Below are 18901 nucleotides of genomic sequence, written 5' to 3'. Positions count from 1 at the left end.
CCGTCACCTACGCGAGGATGGATGACCTCGCCCGCCGGCTCGTGATCGCCCGCAGCGACAGCATCGCACACCAGAAGCTGCTCAACGAGCTCTCCGAAACAGCCGTCTTGATCTTGGACGACTTCTTAACGGTCGGCATCGACAGCGACGCCGCCAGCGATCTGTTCGCGATCCTCGCCAACCGGGAACACCGGTTGCCCACGATCATCGCATCGCAAACCGGCCCCGCGCACTGGGTCGCCGAACTCCCCGACCGGGTCGCGGCCGACTCCATCGTGAACCGGCTCGCCAACCACGCCCGGACGATCAAGCTCGGCCAGATCGACATGCGCAGACTCCGCCACGACCACGCCCGCGCCCACGAGGACTACTGGGAGTAACACCCAACGGTGCCGGCTCCCGAGGACCCCCTAGCCCGGAGCCGGTACCACCTCCACGGAACGCCAGTACCAGGTCGCTGGACTAGCCGTACCAACTCAGGCTATGCGCCAATCGAGACCGCGCGTAAAACGCGGGGTCTCGCTGGCGCCGCTGTAGTCGCGCGGGGTGCTGGGGCGGAGTGGGGCGGGGGGTCCCGGGGTGGTGACGCGGGTGAGGACGGCGTCCAGGCCGGTGGGGACGGCGGCGAACGCGCCGGCGGCGGCGAGATGGCGGGCGAACTGCTCGTTCAGGCCGCCGGGAGTCGAGTGCGCGGTGGCCATCGCGTCGAAATCCGGCTCCGGGACGTCCAACTCGGCGGAGAGTTCCCGGAAGATGGATGCCACGTACTGCCGCGCTTCGGGGCCGCGCACTCCGTGCGCCGAGAGCCAGCGAGCGATTGCCTCCAGATACCGGCAGTGTGCGGCCACCGTCGCCGACGCCGCCGCCACCGCATCGAACGCGGACTCCTCGGCGACCACAACACAGCCCCCGAGCCGATCGAACAGATCTCGCGCGGCAGCGGTCGCCGGAAACACGGGCGTCGCACTCGTCCGGTGTGCGACCGCCGGCATCGGAATGCCCCGTGCGACCTCCGTCACGGGAGCAACAACACGGCGCAGCACCGCCAGCGACACCCCCGCCACCGCGCTGACGACGGCCTGATACGCGCGAAACGCCAGCTGCCCCAGCACGTCCTCGGCCTGCTGCGGCAGCACCGCCACGATCACCACGTCACTGTCGTCGACCACTCCCTGATTCGACGACGCCACCCGCACCGACGGCATCCGCTCGGCGAGGTCCCGGGAACGCACCGCGCCCCGCGGAGACAACACCACCCGCGGCGGCTCGGCCAGCCCCTCGCACAACCCGGTCACGATCGCTGACGCGATCGACCCGACACCGATGACACCGAACGTCGTCATGAAACCTCCATAGTCCCGGCATCCCCGCCGACCCTCATGCTACGAGCAACCGGAGGTGCGCTCGCTCGGCACCGCACCCCAGGCGGGAAGGGACAACCCCGCGCCCCACCCCACCCGGCACGCCGCCGCATCCGCCCGGGGACACGGCCCCACCGCAGCCCGGACACGGGTGTGGGCCCGCGGATCACCGCAGCCCACACCCGTCACCCCTACCCCAGGTCGAAGCGGTCGAGTTCCATCACTTTCACCCAGGCGGCCACGAAATCGTCGACGAACGTCTCGGCGGCGTCGTCGCTCGCGTACACCTCGGCCACGGCACGCAACTCGGCATTCGACGAGAACACCAGGTCGGCACGGGTACCGGTCCACACCACGTCGCCGTCGGCGTCGCGGTGCTCGAACAGTTCCGGAGCCTCGGCGACCGGCTTCCATTGGGTGGACAGATCGAGGAGGTTGACGAAGTAGTCGTTCGTCAGCACGCCGGGCCGATCGGTGAACACCCCCAGGGCCGACCCGCCGGTGTTGGCCCCGAGCGCGCGCAACCCGCCCACCAGCACCGTCATCTGCGGCGCCGACAGGCTGAGCTGGTTCGCACGATCGATCAGCAGGTACTCCGCCGGCATCCCGACCGTTCGTCCCACATAGTTGCGGAACCCGTCGGCACGCGGCTCCAGGTAGCCCACCGACTCCACATCGGTCTGCTCAGCGGTCGCGTCCATCCGGCCGGGCGTGAACGGCACCGTCACCTCGTGCCCCGCCGCCTTCGCGGCCAGCTCGACGCCGACGCCGCCGGCCAGCACGATCAGATCGGCCAGCGAGATCTTGGTCCCGCCGCTCGCCGACGCGTTGAACGCCTCCTGCACGCCCTCCAGAACCGTCAACACCTCGCCCAGCTCGAAGGGGTCGTTGACGTCCCAGCTGCGCATCGGCTCCAACCGGATGCGGGCGCCGTTGGCCCCGCCCCGCTTGTCGCTGTTGCGATACGAGGCCGCCGAACCCCACGCCGTCTTCACCAGCTGCGACACCGACAACCCGGTGTCGACGATCTGCTTCTTCAGCTCCGCGACACCGGCAGCGTCGACCAGCGGGTGGTCCACGGCGGGGATCGGATCCTGCCATAGCAACTCCTCGGCGGGCACCTCCGCACCCAGGTACCGGGTCACCGGACCCATGTCACGGTGGGTCAGCTTGAACCAGGCGCGGGCGAACGCGTCCGCCAGCTCTTCGGGATGCTCCAGGAACCGCCGCGAGATCTTCTCGTACACCGGGTCGGTGCGCAACGCGATGTCCGACGTCAACATGCGCGGCTCCCGCTTGCCCGGCCCGAACGACTCCGGCACCATGTCGGCGCCGCCGCCGTTGACGGGGCGCCACTGGTGCGCACCGGCCGCCGAATCGAACAGCTCCCACTCGTAACCGAACAGGATGTGGAAGAACTCGTTGTCCCACCGCGTCGGGTGGTACGTCCAGGTGACCTCCAGGCCCGACGTGATCGCATCGATGCCGACACCGCTACGGTAGTTCGACTTCCACCCCAGGCCGGACTGCTCCATCGGCGCCGCCTCCGGCTCCGGCCCCACCGACTCCGCCGGGCCGGCACCATGGGTCTTGCCGAACGTGTGCCCGCCGGCGATCAGCGCGACCGTCTCCTCGTCGTTCATCGCCATGCGCGCGAACGTCTCGCGGATGTCGATCGCCGACCGCAGCGGATCGGGCTCACCGTTCGGGCCCTCGGGGTTCACGTAGATCAGACCCATCTGCACCGCCGCGAGCGGGTTGTCCAGATCACGCTCCCCCGTGTACCGCTCGTCGCCGAGCCACTCCGTCTCGGGGCCCCAGTACACGTCGTCGTCGGGCTCCCAGGCATCCACTCGTCCGCCGGCAAAGCCGAAGGTCGGCAGACCCATCGTCTCCAGCGCCACGTTCCCGGTCAGCACCATCAGGTCGCCCCACGACAGCGCCTTGCCGTACTTCTTCTTCACCGGCCACAGCAACCGGCGCGCCTTGTCGAGGCTGACGTTGTCGGGCCAGCTGTTGAGAGGGGCGAACCGCTGCTGGCCCGTGCCGGCCCCGCCGCGCCCATCCTGCACCCGGTACGTGCCGGCGGCGTGCCACGCCATGCGGATCATCAACGGCCCGTAGTTGCCGAAGTCGGCCGGCCACCACGGCTGCGAGTCGGTCAGCACGTGCGCGATGTCACGCTTGACCTCGTCGAGGTCGAGGGCGTCGAAAGCCGCAGCGTAGTCGAAATCGCTACCGAGCGGATTGGCCACCGCAGGGTTCTTCGCCAGCACCTTCAGATTCAGCCGCGTCGGCCACCAGCCCTGGTTGGCGTCGGCGTGAGTCGGCGGCATCACCGCCGGTTCGTGCACCACCGGGCATCCCGACGCCTGCGAGGCCTCCACGAGGCCCTCGGTACCCGACGTCGCTTGCTGGTCGTCCATTTTTCTCATCTCCCCTTACTCTGGAACAGCCCAGGCACCCCCCGGACCACGAGGCGACGCATCGCCTCACCGGCGAACAGCGGAGGAGCGGCGGTCGGGCCACACAGAACCCGTACCGCCCGCCGTCGAGCGCGGCACGTCACAGCCGACGCCGTCGCCCGATACACCCCCGTTGCACCCACGGTTCCAGTCTGGTCCCCCCGCACACCCGGGTCCAGGGGTCCCGGCTGAGAGGGCGCGCAGAATCACCCGCCCGGAGTCACCCGGGCGCACCCGCCTTCGGCTTCTTCGGCTTCTTCTGCTTCGGCGGCAGATTCGCCGCACGCGCGACCGACTCCGTCAGCCACTCGTCGATGTGCACGTCGTCGGGATCGTCGACACCGACGAATCCGGACATGATGTGCTGACCCATCCGCATCTCGTGGGCGCCGCGCGCCAGGGCGTCCGCCATGCCGTCACGCCCTACCGGAACCAGCAGCGCGGAGCCCAGAACCCCCGCGAACATATGGCCGTTGAGCGTCCAGCACACCCCGCCGAACATCGCGATCTCGGCGACTTCGGAACCCGCCGGCACGTGCGCGCGGATGCGATCGGCCAGGCCATTGTCGTACGCCACGGACCCCAGGGTAGCGGCGGCCCGCGCCCCGTACCACGACGCGCTTCGCTTTCGTTCGCTGAACGCTCGGGGTATAGTGGCCCAAGCGCGAGGGGTCGCGGGCAATCGACCTCGAGCCGGATGGGGATCCGGCGGACGTGCAGACGGGGACTCGAAGTACGGCTGTGGCCGCTTCGACGCATTATCTGGGGTAGAACACATGGGGTATTGGGGTACCGCGCGTACGTCGGGGGACGGTGGCGAGCGCGCATGAGTGTCATCGAAATACGTTCGCTCGTCGACGCGAACACCACTGAACGCACGTCGACGCACTCGGGCAGTCCTTCCGTGCGCCCGCTCGCTGCGTGCCCACGCACGGAGCCGGCACTGGAACGGCGCCGGCAGTGGGAACAGGGATTCAGCGCCCGGCTGTTCGTGACCGACGTCCTGCTGGTCGTCGCGCTCACCGCGGCCACGGCGGTGATCATGATGTCCGTCGCGGGTGCGGGCCCGGATGTCTGGTCCGCCGCGGTGCTGACCGGGCTGCTGTGGATCGGGACGCTGGGCGTCACGCGTTCACGGGCTGGCAGCGTCATCGGGTCGGGACCGAGCGAGTACAAGCGCGTCGTGCACGCGTCGACGGCGACCTTCGGCATCCTCGCGGCGGCGTTCCTGATCGCACCGTGGGACGCCCTGCGCGCCCAACTGCTGATCGCGTTGCCCGCCGGCACTGTCATCGTGCTGATCGCGCGGTGGTGCTGGCGCCGTTGGCTGGTCGCCCAGCGCCGTGGCGGCAGCTTCACCCGCCGGACCATCGTCACGGGCACGCGTGACGACATCGAGCACGTCCTGCGCACCGTCGGGGACAGCACCTCGCACGGTCACAGCATCGTGGGTGTCGCCCCGTCGGACGGGGGCACTGACAACCTGATCGTGGGCAACCGGAGCTACCCCGTCGTCAGCTCGATGGCGACCGTGGCCGAGCACGCCCGCCGCCTGGGAGCCGACACGGTCATCGTGGCGAACCGGCCCGACGACGACCCCGAGTTCATCAAGCGGCTCAGCTGGGACCTGGAAGGCACCGCGTCCGAACTGGTGCTCTCCAGCGGGATCGCCGACGTCGCCGGCCCGCGCATCTCGCTCCAGCAGGTGGACGGTCTGCCGCTCATCCGGGTGAAGATCCCCGAGTTCGAAGGAACCCGGCACGCGCTCAAGCGCGCCGTCGACATCGCGGTGTCGACGGTCGCGCTGATCCCGATCGCGCTGATCACGCCGGTCATCGCGCTGCTCATCGCCCTCGACGACCGGGGACCGGTGTTCTTCCGACAGACCCGCGTCGGGCGCGACGGCCGCACCTTCGCGATCGTGAAGTTCCGGACGATGAGCGTCGACGCGGAAGCACAGCTCGACAACCTCCGGGCACTGAACGAGGGAAGCGGTCCGTTGTTCAAGCTGACGCGCGACCCGCGCGTCACCCGGGTCGGCGCCTTCCTGCGGAAGTACTCTCTCGACGAGTTGCCGCAGTTCTGGAACGTGCTGCGCGGGGACATGAGCGTCGTCGGGCCGCGACCGCCGTTGCCGGGGGAAGTGAGCCGCTACGAAGGGCGCGTCTACCGCCGCCTGTTCATCAAGCCCGGCATCACCGGCCTCTGGCAGGTGAGCGGTCGCAGTGACCTGACGTGGGAAGAGAGCGTCCGCCTCGACCTGCGATACGTCGAGAACTGGTCGGTCATGAACGACCTCATGATCATGTCGCGTACGGCACGCGCCATGATCGCTCCGAAGGGGGCGTACTGATGGCGCCCTTCGCACAGACTTCGCCGGATGCTCCCGCGTCCGGCGAACTCGATCGGATTCGTGACGGTGGCGCAGGCCGCCCGCAGGACCTCATGCGCCTGCCTCAGCGGCGGTGAATCTCCTCCCCCGAGATGCACCACCGTCACGAATCCCCTTCCGTGGGCCAAGCGCTATAGTGGATTTGGCGCGCGTCAGGGGATTTCCCGTGGCGACACCGCGGAGGGGGGCTCCGTGGCAGCGCCGGGGGAAATGATCGGCGTCGTGCGGCACGATTCGCGCGGCGCATGATGGGGGATAGTTCTATGAGCTTTCGAGAGCGCATGGCGACGTCGGTGCGGGCAGGACGCCCGGAACCGGATCGTGACCACGGCGACGAGCGGATGCCCGGCGGTGACGGGCATCGTCCCACCGTCCGCATCCTGGGCACGCACGGCGTGCCGGCCGCGTACGGAGGATTCGAGACCGCGGCCGAGAACGTCGCACTCTTCCTGCACGATCGGGGATGGCGGGTCATCGTCTACTGCCAGCTGCCGGGATCGGGACCGACCCGCACCGATCAGTGGCACGGCATCGAGCGCGTCCTCATCCACGAGCCGCGGGGCGGCTGGCTTGGCACGAGCTCCTTCGACTTCCGCTCGATCCGCCACGCCATGTCCGCGCACCAGCACGGCGATGTCTGGCTCACCTTCGGGTACAACACCGGGGTGTTCAACATCGTTCCCCGGCTGCGGCGCATTCCGAACGTCATCAACATGGACGGCATGGAGTGGACGCGCAAACGCTGGGGCATCGTCAAACAGGGCATCCTGCTGGCCAACGAGCGCCTCGCGGGCCTGGTCGGCGACGTGCTGATCGGCGATCACCCGGTGATCTCCCGCTACCTGCGCCGCCACTTCGGTTCCCGGCGGGTGCAGACGATCACCTACGGCGCCCACGAGGTCGAAACCGCGCCCACCGAACCGGTCGCCGCACTCGATCTCACACCCGACGGGTACGGCATCGTGGTGTGCCGGCCGATCCCGGAGAACTCCGTGCTGGAGATCGTGCAGGCGTGGTCACGCATCCGACGCGGCATGCCGCTGCTGGTGGTCGGCCCGTACGACACGACCGACCCCTACCATCGCGCGGTACGGGATGCTGCCTCGGACGAGGTCGTCTTCCCCGGCGCGATCTTCGACGCGGAGCGGCTGCAGGCGCTCCGCTTCCACGCCGCGGTGTACCTGCACGGCCACACCGTGGGCGGCACGAACCCGTCGCTCGTGGAAGCGATGGCCGCCGGCAACGCGGTCATCGCGCACGACAACGTCTACAACAGTTGGGTGATCGGCGAGGGCGAGTTCTTCACGACGGCGGACGATCTGGCCCCCGTGCTGGACAGCCTGCTCCACGACCCCGAACAGCGGGCGTTCCTGGGGCGCGCGAACCGGCAACGGTTCCGCGACGAATTCACGTGGCACAAGATCGGGTCGGAGTACGAGCACGCTCTGCGCACGGCACGGGCGAAACGGGTGCCCGACATCGCAGCTTCACCGCAACGGACGGGACGTTCATGATTGATATCGCAGTGGTCGGCCTGGGAAAGATGGGCCTATCCCACCTGTCCATGATCCGCGCACACCCGGACGTCAACCTCGTCGGCGTGTGCGACGCCACCGGCTACCTCCTCAGCATCCTCAACAAGTACACCGGCATCGAGACATACAAAGACCTCGGCAAGATGCTGGACCAGGCCCGGCCGCAGGCGCTCATCGTCGCGACGCCGACCCATCTGCACGCCGACATGATCCGCGCGGCGTTCGATCGCGGCATCCACGTCTTCTGCGAGAAACCGCTGGTCATCGATCCCGCGGAGGGTGAGGAGCTGGCCCGGATCGCCGTCGAACGTGGCCTCGTCACCCAGGTCGGGTATCACAACCGGTTCGTGGAGAGCTTCCGCGAGGCCCACCGCCTGGTCGACCTCGGTACCATCGGACCGGTGGCGACAGCGCTCGCCGAAGCGTACGGGCCCGTCGTGCTGCGCCCGTCCGGGCACACGTGGCGCAGTCAGCGCGCCACCGGCGGCGGATGCCTCTACGACTACGCCGCGCACCCGCTGAACCTCCTGACCTGGATGCTCGGCTCACCGAGCGGAGTCAGCGGCAGCCAGCTCACGCAGATCTTCTCCGCACAGATCGATGACGCCGTGGCCAGCACGCTGCACTACCCCGGCGGGACCGCGCAGATCATCGCGAACTGGTCCGACGAGTCCCAGCGCAAGATGACCACGAAACTCACGCTGTGGGGACCGCACGGCCGCATCTACGCCGACCGTCAGGAGATCCAGGTGTACCTGCGAGACACCGCGCCGCCGGTGGCGGGGTACGAACCGGGATGGAACGTGCGCTACACGACCGACCTGACCGAGGCGCCCTGGTTCTACCTGCGCGGCGAGGAGTACAGCGTGCAACTGGACGCGTTCGTCACCCGGGTCGCCTCCGGTCAGGTGCGCGGTGAGAACGACTTCACCTCCGCGGCCGCCACCGATCGGGTGATCGCCCTGATCGGCGAGGACTCGGCACGGGAGGCATCCCGATTGACTCCCGCCGGCGCGACGATGGCCGCACCGCCCGCACCCGAGGGGCGGCTCACCGCCGCCTGGCGAGCGCTACGAGGAAGGAACTGACGTGGCGGAGACCGCAACGCCGATGAATCGGCTGCTGTTCGGAGACAACCAGTTCTTCGGCGTGAACCACATGTCGGAGGAGAAGGCGCGCGCGCAGCAGATCCGGTTCCAGCACCTCGACGCGATCATGGCGGTGCTCGACAGCGCCTACGACGAGGGCGTGCGCACGTTCATGTGCACCACCCACGACCGCATCACCGACGTCTGCGACCGCGTCCGAGCGGAACCGGCGCGCTACGAGGGCTTCTCCTTCTACCCGTGCATGCCGTACGCGCACAAGTACGCCAACGCGATCACCGACGACGGGTTCTTGGGTGCCGTGCGCCGCTTCCTTCCCGAAGAGGGGATGCTCGACAGCATCGCCCGCGGAACCTCGTCGCTGGCCCGCAAGGACATCGAGGGGGTGACGACCCTGCTGATCGACGCCGAGTTGAAGATGTTCGCCGGCCTCTCGACGCCCGTCATCTGGCTGCAGAACGTCGTGGTCGACCTGCTGGTCGGCCTCGGCTTCACCGATGCCCTCCGCATCTTCGCCGACCACGTCCGCACGCGGTACCAGGCCGAACCCGGATTCATCACGATGAACCTGCCGACGACGCTCGACGCCCTCGATCGGGTCGGGCTGGACAACCCCATCGTGTGCTCCAACATCAACAAGCTCGGGTTCCGGATGTCGGGTGGTGTCGATGCGTATCTCGACGCCCTCCACAACCGTCGCTTCCGCGCCGTCGCGATGTCGGTGTTCGCCAGCGGCGCGATCGCTCCCCGCGAAGCGATCGAGTGGGTCACCGCGCTGCCGCAGCTGGAGGCGATCGTGTTCGGCGCCTCCAGCCGCGCCAACATCGCGTCGACCGTCGCCCTCGTCGACGAGTACTGGCCCACCGCGTGAGCCGCCGCGACCCCCGAACCCTCCTGCTGGCCAATCCAGGCGCCGACCTGTACGGCTCCGACCGGATGGCCATCGAGACGGTGCGCGCGCTGACCGAGGGCGGCTACCGCGTTGTGGCGACCGTCGCCGGAGACGGACCACTCATCCCCTACCTGCAACGGGCCGGGGCCGAGGTCGTCATCTGCCCGACGCCCGTGGTGCGCAAGGGACTGCTGTCGGTACGCGGCCTGTTCGAACTGGCCCGCGACACGCTGCGCTCGCTGCGCCCCAGCCTCCGGGTGCTCCGGCGCAGCGAAGCGGGGACGGTGCTCGTCAACACCATCACGCCGCCGCTGTGGCTGCTGTTGTCGCGGGTGACGGGCCGCACCACCGTCTGTCACGTGCACGAAGGCGAGGCCTCGGTCGCGCCGCTGCTGCGTCACGCGCTGAACGCCCCCCTCGCGCTCACGCACCGCGTCATCATCAACAGCCGGTTCAGCGCCGACGTCATGACCGGTGTCGCACCCTGGCTGCGAGCGCGCACCCGCATCGTGTACAACGCGGTCAGCGGACCCGACCGCGTCACCCCGCCCCGCCCCGAGGCGAACGCCCCGCTGCGCCTGGTCTACGTGGGCCGCCTGTCGGCCCGCAAGGGACCGCACGTGGCCGTCGACGCCCTCGCGCTGCTGCGCGAACGCGGTCTGGCGGCGACCCTCGAGCTGGTGGGTGAGGTCTTCCCGGGCAACGAGGCCTACGAGCAACAGCTGCGCCGCAGCGTGACCGACCACGGCCTCGGCGATGCGGTGACGTTCTCCGGCTTCCAGGAAGCGGTGTGGGAGCGTCTGGCCGCCGCGGACGTCGCCCTCATCCCCTCCACCGTCGACGAACCGTTCGGGAACACCGCCGTCGAGGCGGCGCTGGCCGCGCGCCCCGCCGTCGTCAGCTCGGTCGGCGGCCTGCCGGAGGCATCGCGCCACTCCACCGCCACCGTCCTGGTCCCGCCCGGCGACGCCGTCGCGCTCGCGGACGCCGTCCTGCGCATCAGCGAGGAGTGGGAACAGTTCGCCGCTCGCGCCGTCGCCGATGCGGATGAGGTGGCGACCGCGTTCTCGCACGAGCAGTACGGCCGACAGATCGTCGACGTCATCGCCGACGGGCGCGCGGTCAGCCCGGCGCCGCGCTGACCGACGCCAGCATCACTCCGCGCGCCCCGCGCTGCACCGCCTGATCGTACTGCGATCGATCGGTGATCACGTGGGCCACCACAGGCCGGCCGTCGCCGACGAACGCCTGCCAGCGCTCGGGCGACGCATCCCAGTTGAGCCCGATCATGCTCCACGCCTGGTTGGTCCGCGCGAACAGTTCCGGATCGGCGTCGAGGTCGCGGGCGAAATAGAATCCCCAGCTCTGAATGCCCTGCTCCCGCGCCAGCTCCCCCCACTCGGTGATCGACCCGTCGCACTTGGCGACGTACACCTCAGCCGGGTGCGGCACTCGGGCGACCATGATCGCCATCAGCTCTTCATAATATTTCCGGTGGACAGCCTTCGGGTCGAGCCACAATGCATACCGCTCGTGGTATACATCGATGAACTCCTCGACCCGGAGGAATCCCTGCGGCTGCTGGCCCGCCGCGGTGGGGCGCATCGTCAGCTGCTGCACCTCGGCCCACGTGTGCGCGCCCACTTCGAAGTCGCTCTCCCCCGTGACGCGGTCGAGCTCGCGGTCATGGGAACCGACCCAGACACCGTCCGACGTGCGCGCCAGCGACATCTCCAGGGCATCGACCCCCCGCGCAGCCGCGTCATCGTAGGCGATCCGCGACATCTCCGGCCAGTCGGCCGAGCCCCCGCGATGCGCGACGGTGAACACGGCCGCCGCCTGCATGGCCGCCACCGGCGGCTCCACGGCGGTCGCCGTGGGCATCGGCGTCGCGGCCGGGGACCCCGGTGGCGACAGTTGCTCCCGAAGCATCCACCCGAGCGGAACGCCGATCGCGCCGGCGGCGAGCGCGGCGGCACCGACGACCACGGCGCGCCGACTCACTCCGCGGCGCTCGGGCGCAGCGCCGTCCCCCGCTGTTCCGGTTTCCATCGCCATCCCCCACACACGTGTTCGGAAAGAAGCAGGAGTAAATTATGCTGGATAGGACGTCCGATCGCATCATGGGGTCGCGTCGGACGTCACGAAGCGCGAGGGGGTAGCGCGCCGAAGTCAATTTCTGGGGGAAACAGAAGATGTCAGTTGTCGAATATGCACACGCACTGAGAAAACACTGGATCATGCTCGTGGTCCTCACGCTCATCGGCGCCGCGATCGGGTTCGGGATCGCGCGGACCACGCCGGAAGTGTACCGGTCTTCCGGCAGCGTCCTGCTGTCGAACGACCGTGGCGACAGCACCGTCGAGCTGGTGCAGGGATCGACGTTCGTGCAAGCCACGATCGCGTCCTATGTCGTCTTCGCCACCTCAGACATCGTCCTGCAAGACGTGATCGACGAACTCGACCTGCCCACGACGCCCGGGCGACTGGCGGACTCGGTCAGCGCCTCTAATCCGCTGGGCACCGCCGTCATCGACATCTCCGTCAACGACGGCGACCCCGAGCGTGCGCAGCAGATCGCCTCGGCCGTGGTCGTGAGCCTGCAGAAGGCGATCCCGACCGTGTCCCCGCGCAGCGAGGACGGGATCGAGGCGATCACGACGGTCACGCTGGAAGAACCGGCGGTCCCGCGGTTCGCCGTGTCGCCGAACACCACGATGTACGTCGCCCTCGGCGCGCTGGTCGGCCTGATCGCGGGGCTGCTGTACGCGCTCGCCCGGCGCCTCTGGTGGGATCAGGTCTCCGACCCCCGCGACGTGGCGCAGCTGACCGATGCGCCCATCGTCGGGCAGGTGCTGCGCAGCACCGACTACAGCGAGGCGCACCGCCTCGTGCTGGACAGCCCGCTGAGCCCCGTCACCGACTCCGTTCGCGCCCTGGCGGCGAACGTCAGCTACCTCTCCGTCCCGGGGGGTCTGCGTTCGCTGGTGATCACGGCGCCCGCCGTCGACGGGCACCAGGGACCTCTCGCCCTGGCTCTGGCGACCGTGGTGGGACAGACGGGCAAGAGCGTGCTGGCGATCGACGCCGACCTGCGTCGTCCCTCTCTGGCGGAGCTGACCGGGCTGTCCGAGGGGATCGGACTGACGCGCGCGCTGACCGCCGACGCTCCGGTGGCCCGATCGATCCAGCGGTGGGGTGAGGCCGACATCGACGTCCTGGCGGCCGGACCGATCCCGGCCGACCCGAGTCAGCTGCTGTCGGGGGCCGCGATGCGAACGCTGATCGCCGACTGCACCAAGGCCTACGACCTGGTGGTGATCACCGCCGGCCCGACACCCGCCGTCGCCGACGCGCTGTGGCTCTCGCACGTCACCGACGGAGCACTGCTGATCGCGCAGTGGGGCCGTACGTCGCGACGTCGACTCGCTCGCGCACTCGGGGCGCTGCGCGACGCCGAAGCGCACCTGCTCGGTACGGTTCTGGACGGTGTGCCCAAGCGGCGGATGGCGGCGGCGCCGACGATGCGCGCCGCCGCTGCACCGGTCATCGACGAGCCGGCGGCACCGGCGAACAGGGAGACCACGACGCGCGCAGGCTATCGATCGATGGCCTCGACGCCGCGGGTGTGACGATGCCGATCGCCTCTCGACGCGTGTGGGGAGGTCCGCCCGGTTCCCGGGCGGCGGACCGTCTGCCGCAGATAGTCGCCATCGCGATCAGCGTTCTGCTCGCCGTGCGAGTCAATCTCCCGCTGAACCTCCACCTCGGCGCCGCTGCGGCGCTCTTGCTGCTCCCGGTCACCTTGCCGGCGGCGCGGCGATACCGCGGCGGCCTGGTGATCTTCGTGCTCAGCGCGCTGGCGGCGGTCAACGGCGCACTGCTGACGTTGGCCTCCGTGGTGGACCACACCGCGACAACGAGCCAGATGGTCAGCGAGTCCTTCCGGTTGTTCGCCATCGGAATCTGCGTGATCACCCTGCTGTGGGCGCGTTCGGTCATCGGCCTGCACGGCACCGCCGCCGCCTACGGAGCCGGCACGCTCCTGAATGTGGCGCTGGACGGAGTCAACCCGGACAACGCCTGGAAGTTCTCGCTGTCGGTGCCGGTGACCCTGCTGGTGCTCTCGCTTCCCGCCGTCACCAGAACCCTGAAACGCGAGGTCGCCGCCATGGTCGCCCTCGCCGTCGTCTCGGCGGTCTTCGACTCACGCTCCCTCGCCGCCACTCTCGTAATCGCGGCCGCGCTCCTGCTCATCCGGCGCCGACCCGACGGCACCAGCCAACGGTCGCCGTTCACGGTCGGCGTCCAGATCACGGTGATCGGGATCGCGGGGTTCTTCGCCCTGCAATCCGCCATGGTCGAGGGTGTGCTCGGCGAACAGGTGCAGGAGCGCACCGCGGAGCAGATCGAGGCGACCGGAAGCGTCCTCCTCGGCGGGCGCCCCGAGCTCGGCGCAACCCTCGCCCTTCTCCGCGCGCAACCGTGGGGATACGGCACCGGCACCAAACCCTCCTTCGAGGACATCCAGATCGCGAAAGAGGGCATGGCGACGCTCGACTACAACCCGATCAACAACGGGTACGTCGACCGCTACATGTTCGGCTCCAAGTTCGAGGTGCACTCGCTGATCGGCGACCTCTGGTTGCTGGGCGGCCTGGCCGGCGCCGCGTTCGCGGCGGCGATCCTCATCTACGTCGTGTACGGGATGTCGTCGTCGATCGCGATCGGCACGGCCACCGGGGTCGCGCTCTTTCTCGGCACCCGCACCCTGTGGGACCTGTTCTTCAGTCCGATCGGCACCACGTACTTCACCGTCGCGCTGTGCCTCGCCCTGCTGCTGCCCCGCCACCGCCGTGACCGACACACCGTACCGTGGGGTGGCGGCTGAATGGCGTCGACGAGGTGGCGCTCGGTCGGTTCGACCGCCGGCGTCAAGGTGGCCGTCATGGGGGTTTCGGGCCTCATCGGCATCGTCACGAGCCGCATGATCGTGACGAACTTCGGTGTCGACGCGTTCGCCCAGTACGGCCTGCTGACAACGCTCTCGGCGCTGATCCCGTTCGCGGACCTCGGCCTGGCGGCCGTTGTGATCAACGCGATCGCCGAGTCCAAGGACCCGCGGCGCGACCCGTACGTGCTGCGCGCCCTCACCAGCGCCATGCGCATCCTCGTCGTCTCGGGGTTCATCATCTCGAGCATCGCGATGCTGCTGTACTTCTCGGGCCTGTGGCGCGCGATCCTCGGTGACGCGCTGACCCCCGGTGCCGGAGAACTGTCGGCGGCGCTGTGTCTGGTCACCTTCGGGGTCGGAGTCCCCCTCACTGTCGGGCAACGCATCCTGGTGGGGCTGGGCAAGACGACGACACAGGTCGGCGTGCAAGCGGTCGTCGCGCCGTTCATGCTGCTGTGCGTCGGCACCTGCGTCGTGCTGTCTCTCCCGGCGGGGGACTTCCTCGCCATCTTCTCCTACCTCGCCAACGTACTGGTCTCGGTGATCTGCCTGATCATCTCGGCCCGCGCCATCCGCCCCACGCTGGGCAAGGCCATCGCGGCGGTGCCCCGCACGCGCGCGGTGCCAGGCGTGAGCGTGCTGCAACTGGCCTGGCCCACCCTGATCCAGACCATCTCGATGGCGCTGTCGATGCAGACCGACCGCATCCTCATCAGCCAACTGTCCACGACGATGGCCCTCGCCCAGTACAACCTCGCTTTCCAGCTGTTCTCGATCGCACTGCAGACGGTGTCGGCGGCGGGGGTCGCACTGTGGCCGATCTTCGCCCGCGCGCGCAGCGAAAAGGAGATCATCTCGCCGCACCGACCTGTTCTGTGGTTCCTCGGCGGAGGCCTCGCGCTGGCCGTCGTCATGGCCGCACTGTCGCCACTGCTGTCATGGTTCGTCTCGGACGGGCTCATCCAGCTGCCGGTGGGGCTCGTGGTGGCCTTCGTCGCGTTCGTGATCGTTCAGGCACTGAAGTACCCGCTGGGCATGTACATGACCGACGAGCGCGGACTGAAGTTCCAGGTCATCCCGACCCTGCTGATGATCCCTACCTCGATCGGTATCTCCATCCTGCTCATCCCGGTGTGGGGAGCGGCGGGCGCGATCACCGGATCGGTCATCGCCGTGGGATTGTGCCAGGTGCTGCCCTACTACCGATACGTCCTCATGGACATTCGCCGCCGCCGGCGCCGGATGCGGCGCCGCTACCGCGCGGCGGACTGAGCGGCGCTAGCGCCGACGCAGCGCGGCGGCCGTGAGCCGGCGCGCGTCGCGCAGACCGCGCACCACGGGGGGAATCACCCGCCAGGGCCGCAGGAACTGCTGTCGACCACCGCGCAGCACGATCTCCCGCGCAGATGCGAAATCCCCCCGCCGCCAGCGGCGGATGTCCTCCCGGCCCAGGTGGGCCGCCGCGTACCGACCCCGGTTGCAGATGTTGTAGTAGTAGTAGGCCGGGGATTTGGCCCGCGCCGACCCGTCCTGCGTGGCACCGACCTCGTGCACGGCTTCGGCATCGGCGACGACGCGCAGTTCGCATCCGGCCTCGAGTGCGCGGCGACAGAAATCCACATCCTCCCAGTACAGGAAATACGACTCGTCGAATCCGCCGATCGCCGCCCACGCCTCCTCGGGGACCCAGAGGCAGGCTCCGGTGAGCCAGCGGTGTCCCCGCGACGGCGGATCGTCCCCCCGCCGGATCGCGCCGGTCTCCTCGTCGAGCCAGAGCCCCGCCGACCACACCCGGCCGTCGGGGCGACGCACGACCGGCGCACACAGCACGGGGCCGGCGCCGGCGCTGGCGCTGGCGGCGGCGAGTCGCGCGACGTCGCCGGGGAGGAGGCGCGCATCGGGGTTGACGAGCAGGAGATCGCGGGCTCCGTGTTCCTGTGCGACCCGCACCCCGAGGTTCACCCCGCCCCCGAACCCAGTGTTCGTGTCGGGGGTCGCCACGACCCACCCGCGACGGCGACAGAGCGCGACGGCGCGCGCACGTTCCTCGGACGTCGAGAAGTTGTCCACGACGACGATCACCCGCGGTCCGGCGAGCTCATCGAGCACGGCGAGATTTCGCTCGACCATGTCGGCGGAGCCGTAGTTGACCACCACGACCCCCACGGCGCGACGCGCGTCGTCCATCACTTCCCCCAGCCCCTCACGACACCGACCGCGCGCGGTGGCCCGCTAGACTGGGTCGGCACACAGCATTGTACGTCGCGGCCTCGGGGGGAGGACAATCGATGCCGTCGAGCCTGCGGCGCACAGCGAAGACCGTACCGACGAGCCGAGCGGTCGTCATGGAATCGGTGCCCCAGTTGCGTCCCACGACGAACCCGTACTTGCACCAGCTCGTCGCCACCGTCGCACAGCACGACGATGTGGTGTTGTTCTCGTGGCGCCGCGCGTTGCTGGGCCGCTACGACCTCTTCCACGTGCACTGGCCCGAGTTGCTCAGCCGCGGGTCGTCGCGGGGGAAGACCCGCGTCAAGCGCCTCCTCACCCGCGCCATGCAACTGCGCGTGCGCGCGCAACGCATTCCGGTGGTCCGCACGGTCCACAACGTGGCGCCGCACGAGCAGGGTTCACGCGCCGAGCAGCGCATCCTCGCCCGCTGGGATGCCCTCACCACGGAGTGGATCACGCTCAACGCGCACTCGCCGCTCCCGCCGGGTACACCCCCCGCGCATCTGATCCCCCACGGCGACTACCGCGACTATTACGCCTCCCATCCGGCCTCTCCGCCCCGGCCGCGCGCCGTTGCGAGCGTGGGGCAGATCCGCGGATACAAGGGCACCGACAGCCTCCTCACCGCGTTCGCCGGTCTCGACGACGCCGAAGCGCGGCTGGTGATCGCGGGAGCCTGCCCGGATGCGCGCCTCGCCGCCGAAGTGCGCGACCGCGCCGCCGCCGACGCCCGCATCACCGCCGACCTCCGCTTCCTCGACGACGCGACGCTGGTCCAGCGCATCACCGAAGCGAGTCTCGTCGCCTTGCCCTATGCCGCGATGCACAACTCGGGAGCGCTGCTGCTGGCGTTGTCGCTGGAACGGCCGGTCTTGGCCCCGCGCAATCCGATCACCGAAGAGCTGGCGCAGGAGGTCGGTGACGGCTGGCTCCACCTCTTCGACGACATCGTCGACGCCGCGGATCTCGCGACGGCACTCGACCGCGGCATCCCGACACAGCTCCCCGATCTCTCGGCACGCGCGTGGCCGGATGCCGGTGAGGCGCACGCCCACGTCTTCGACGCCGCGATGACGCGTCACAACCGGAGGAGGAGCCGATGACCTTCATCGAGTCGATCAGATCGCTCAGCGCCGCGCAGAAGTCCTCCGCCGGGGCACCGGCCTATTCCCGGTTCGTCAATCGGCCGCTGGGCCGTGTCTTCGCCGCCGCCGCGCACACGCTGCGCATGACACCGAACCAGGTGACGCTGGTCAGCGCCTTGTGCACCTTCAGCGCCATCGCCATGATCGCCACGGTCCCGCCCACGTGGGTCAGCTCGGTCTCGATCACGGTTCTCCTCGTGCTCGGCTACGGTCTGGATTCAGCGGACGGCCAGCTGGCCAGGCTCCGCGGCGGCGGCAGCCCCCGCGGGGAATGGTTCGACCACATGGCCGACGCGATCAAGATGTCGTCGATCCATCTGGCGGTGCTGATCTGCTGGGCCCGTTTCTACGAGATCGACCAGGGCCTGCTGCTGATCCCACTGGCCTATTCGGTGGTGTCCACTGCGTTCTTCTTCGGTTTCATCATGACTGACCTGCTGCGGCGGGCCTCGTCCACACCGACCGCGGAGCGCACCGCGCAATCGACCCGCGTCCGCACATCGCCGCTGTACTCTCTCGCGGTCGCACCGACCGACTACGGGCTGCTGATGCTGGTGATGCTGCTGCTGTGGCTGCCGGCCGTCTTCGTCCCCGTGTACGCCGTCCTGCTCGTGCTCAACGCCCTGATCCTGCTCGTCGCGTTGACGCGCTGGTACCGCTCGCTTCCCGCCGCGTAGGGGCGTGGTCCTGGGCGGGTGTGGTCAGGGTGTGGTGATGGTGAGGTTGTCGATCTGGGTGAGGAAGGGCGTGTTGGGGACGCTCGCTCCGAGGTAGATCGACAAGCCAGCCGCACCGGGCGCCTGCAGCGCGGCCGTCGTG

Annotated in this window: 16 protein-coding genes; 11 read left to right on the top strand and 5 right to left on the bottom strand. The window is 69.2% G+C overall.

All coding sequences use genetic code 11. The annotated features are described in order from the left end of the window. The coding region (locus ACK5KK_RS03105; protein ID WP_416888632.1) for an ATP-binding protein at positions 1-380 on the top strand (380 nt) is incomplete at its 5' end. A 96-nt stretch (positions 381-476) separates the two neighbouring features. Here the strand turns inward: ACK5KK_RS03105 and ACK5KK_RS03100 are convergent. The 3 genes from ACK5KK_RS03100 to ACK5KK_RS03090 form a co-directional block, all read right to left on the bottom strand. Then, positions 477-1343: an NAD(P)-binding domain-containing protein gene (locus ACK5KK_RS03100; RefSeq protein ID WP_416888631.1), complete on the bottom strand. Its 867-nt coding sequence runs from the start codon at positions 1341-1343 to the stop codon at positions 477-479. Between the two features lie 209 nt (positions 1344-1552). After that, positions 1553-3787: a catalase/peroxidase HPI gene (gene katG, locus ACK5KK_RS03095; protein ID WP_416888630.1), complete on the bottom strand. Its 2235-nt coding sequence runs from the start codon at positions 3785-3787 to the stop codon at positions 1553-1555. 259 nt (positions 3788-4046) lie between these two features. Continuing rightward, on the bottom strand, positions 4047-4403 hold the full coding sequence (locus ACK5KK_RS03090) for a TfoX/Sxy family protein (RefSeq protein WP_416888629.1): 357 nt from the start codon (positions 4401-4403) through the stop codon (positions 4047-4049). 249 nt (positions 4404-4652) lie between these two features. On the opposite strand from ACK5KK_RS03090, the gene ACK5KK_RS03085 reads away from it, so the two are divergent. From ACK5KK_RS03085 to ACK5KK_RS03065, 5 genes are all read left to right on the top strand, one after another. Next, positions 4653-6179: a sugar transferase gene (locus ACK5KK_RS03085; protein ID WP_416888628.1), complete on the top strand. Its 1527-nt coding sequence runs from the start codon at positions 4653-4655 to the stop codon at positions 6177-6179. A 302-nt stretch (positions 6180-6481) separates the two neighbouring features. After that, positions 6482-7732, top strand: a complete 1251-nt coding sequence (locus tag ACK5KK_RS03080) for a DUF1972 domain-containing protein (RefSeq protein ID WP_416888627.1) — start codon at positions 6482-6484, stop codon at positions 7730-7732. Then, entirely contained in the window at positions 7729-8841 is a 1113-nt protein-coding gene (locus tag ACK5KK_RS03075; protein WP_416888626.1) for a Gfo/Idh/MocA family protein, read from the top strand. The genes ACK5KK_RS03080 and ACK5KK_RS03075 overlap by 4 nt, the downstream gene beginning before the upstream one ends. Before the next feature lies 1 nt (position 8842). Then, the gene (locus ACK5KK_RS03070; RefSeq protein ID WP_416888625.1) at positions 8843-9730 is read left to right on the top strand and encodes a hypothetical protein; all 888 of its coding nucleotides are present in this window, start codon (positions 8843-8845) and stop codon (positions 9728-9730) included. Beyond that, entirely contained in the window at positions 9727-10893 is a 1167-nt protein-coding gene (locus tag ACK5KK_RS03065; protein ID WP_416888624.1) for a glycosyltransferase family 4 protein, read from the top strand. Before ACK5KK_RS03070 ends, ACK5KK_RS03065 begins: the two co-directional genes overlap by 4 nt. Here the strand turns inward: ACK5KK_RS03065 and ACK5KK_RS03060 are convergent. Next, complete coding sequence (locus ACK5KK_RS03060; protein ID WP_416888623.1) at positions 10874-11803, bottom strand: glycerophosphodiester phosphodiesterase; 930 nt, start codon at positions 11801-11803, stop codon at positions 10874-10876. The genes ACK5KK_RS03065 and ACK5KK_RS03060 overlap by 20 nt on opposite strands. Positions 11804-11946: 143 nt before the next feature. Between ACK5KK_RS03060 and ACK5KK_RS03055 the strand changes: the two genes are divergently transcribed. Genes ACK5KK_RS03055 through ACK5KK_RS03045 form a run of 3 tightly spaced genes read left to right on the top strand, consistent with a single transcriptional unit; the run spans position 11947 to position 15977 of the window. Beyond that, complete coding sequence (locus ACK5KK_RS03055; protein ID WP_416888622.1) at positions 11947-13383, top strand: Wzz/FepE/Etk N-terminal domain-containing protein; 1437 nt, start codon at positions 11947-11949, stop codon at positions 13381-13383. Positions 13384-13385: 2 nt separating this feature from the next. Beyond that, positions 13386-14642, top strand: coding sequence for a hypothetical protein (locus tag ACK5KK_RS03050; RefSeq protein WP_416888621.1), 1257 nt, complete (start codon positions 13386-13388; stop codon positions 14640-14642). After that, complete coding sequence (locus tag ACK5KK_RS03045) at positions 14643-15977, top strand: polysaccharide biosynthesis protein (protein ID WP_416888620.1); 1335 nt, start codon at positions 14643-14645, stop codon at positions 15975-15977. 6 nt (positions 15978-15983) lie between these two features. Here the strand turns inward: ACK5KK_RS03045 and ACK5KK_RS03040 are convergent, their stop codons facing one another. Next, a complete protein-coding gene (locus tag ACK5KK_RS03040; RefSeq protein ID WP_416888619.1) occupies positions 15984-16892 on the bottom strand; it encodes a glycosyltransferase family 2 protein in 909 nt (302 codons plus the stop codon). 101 nt (positions 16893-16993) lie between these two features. Here ACK5KK_RS03040 and ACK5KK_RS03035 point away from each other — a divergent pair, with 101 nt between their 5' ends. Both ACK5KK_RS03035 and ACK5KK_RS03030 read left to right on the top strand, forming a co-directional pair. Further along, complete coding sequence (locus tag ACK5KK_RS03035; protein WP_416888618.1) at positions 16994-18040, top strand: glycosyltransferase; 1047 nt, start codon at positions 16994-16996, stop codon at positions 18038-18040. Beyond that, the gene (locus ACK5KK_RS03030; RefSeq protein WP_416888617.1) at positions 18037-18759 is read left to right on the top strand and encodes a CDP-alcohol phosphatidyltransferase family protein; all 723 of its coding nucleotides are present in this window, start codon (positions 18037-18039) and stop codon (positions 18757-18759) included. Before ACK5KK_RS03035 ends, ACK5KK_RS03030 begins: the two co-directional genes overlap by 4 nt. The last annotated feature ends 142 nt before the right edge of the window (positions 18760-18901 follow it).

It is taken from the genome of Microbacterium sp., assembly GCF_047972865.1.
Taxonomy (GTDB): domain Bacteria; phylum Actinomycetota; class Actinomycetes; order Actinomycetales; family Microbacteriaceae; genus Microbacterium.
This window is presented reverse-complemented; position numbering and strand designations above follow the sequence as displayed.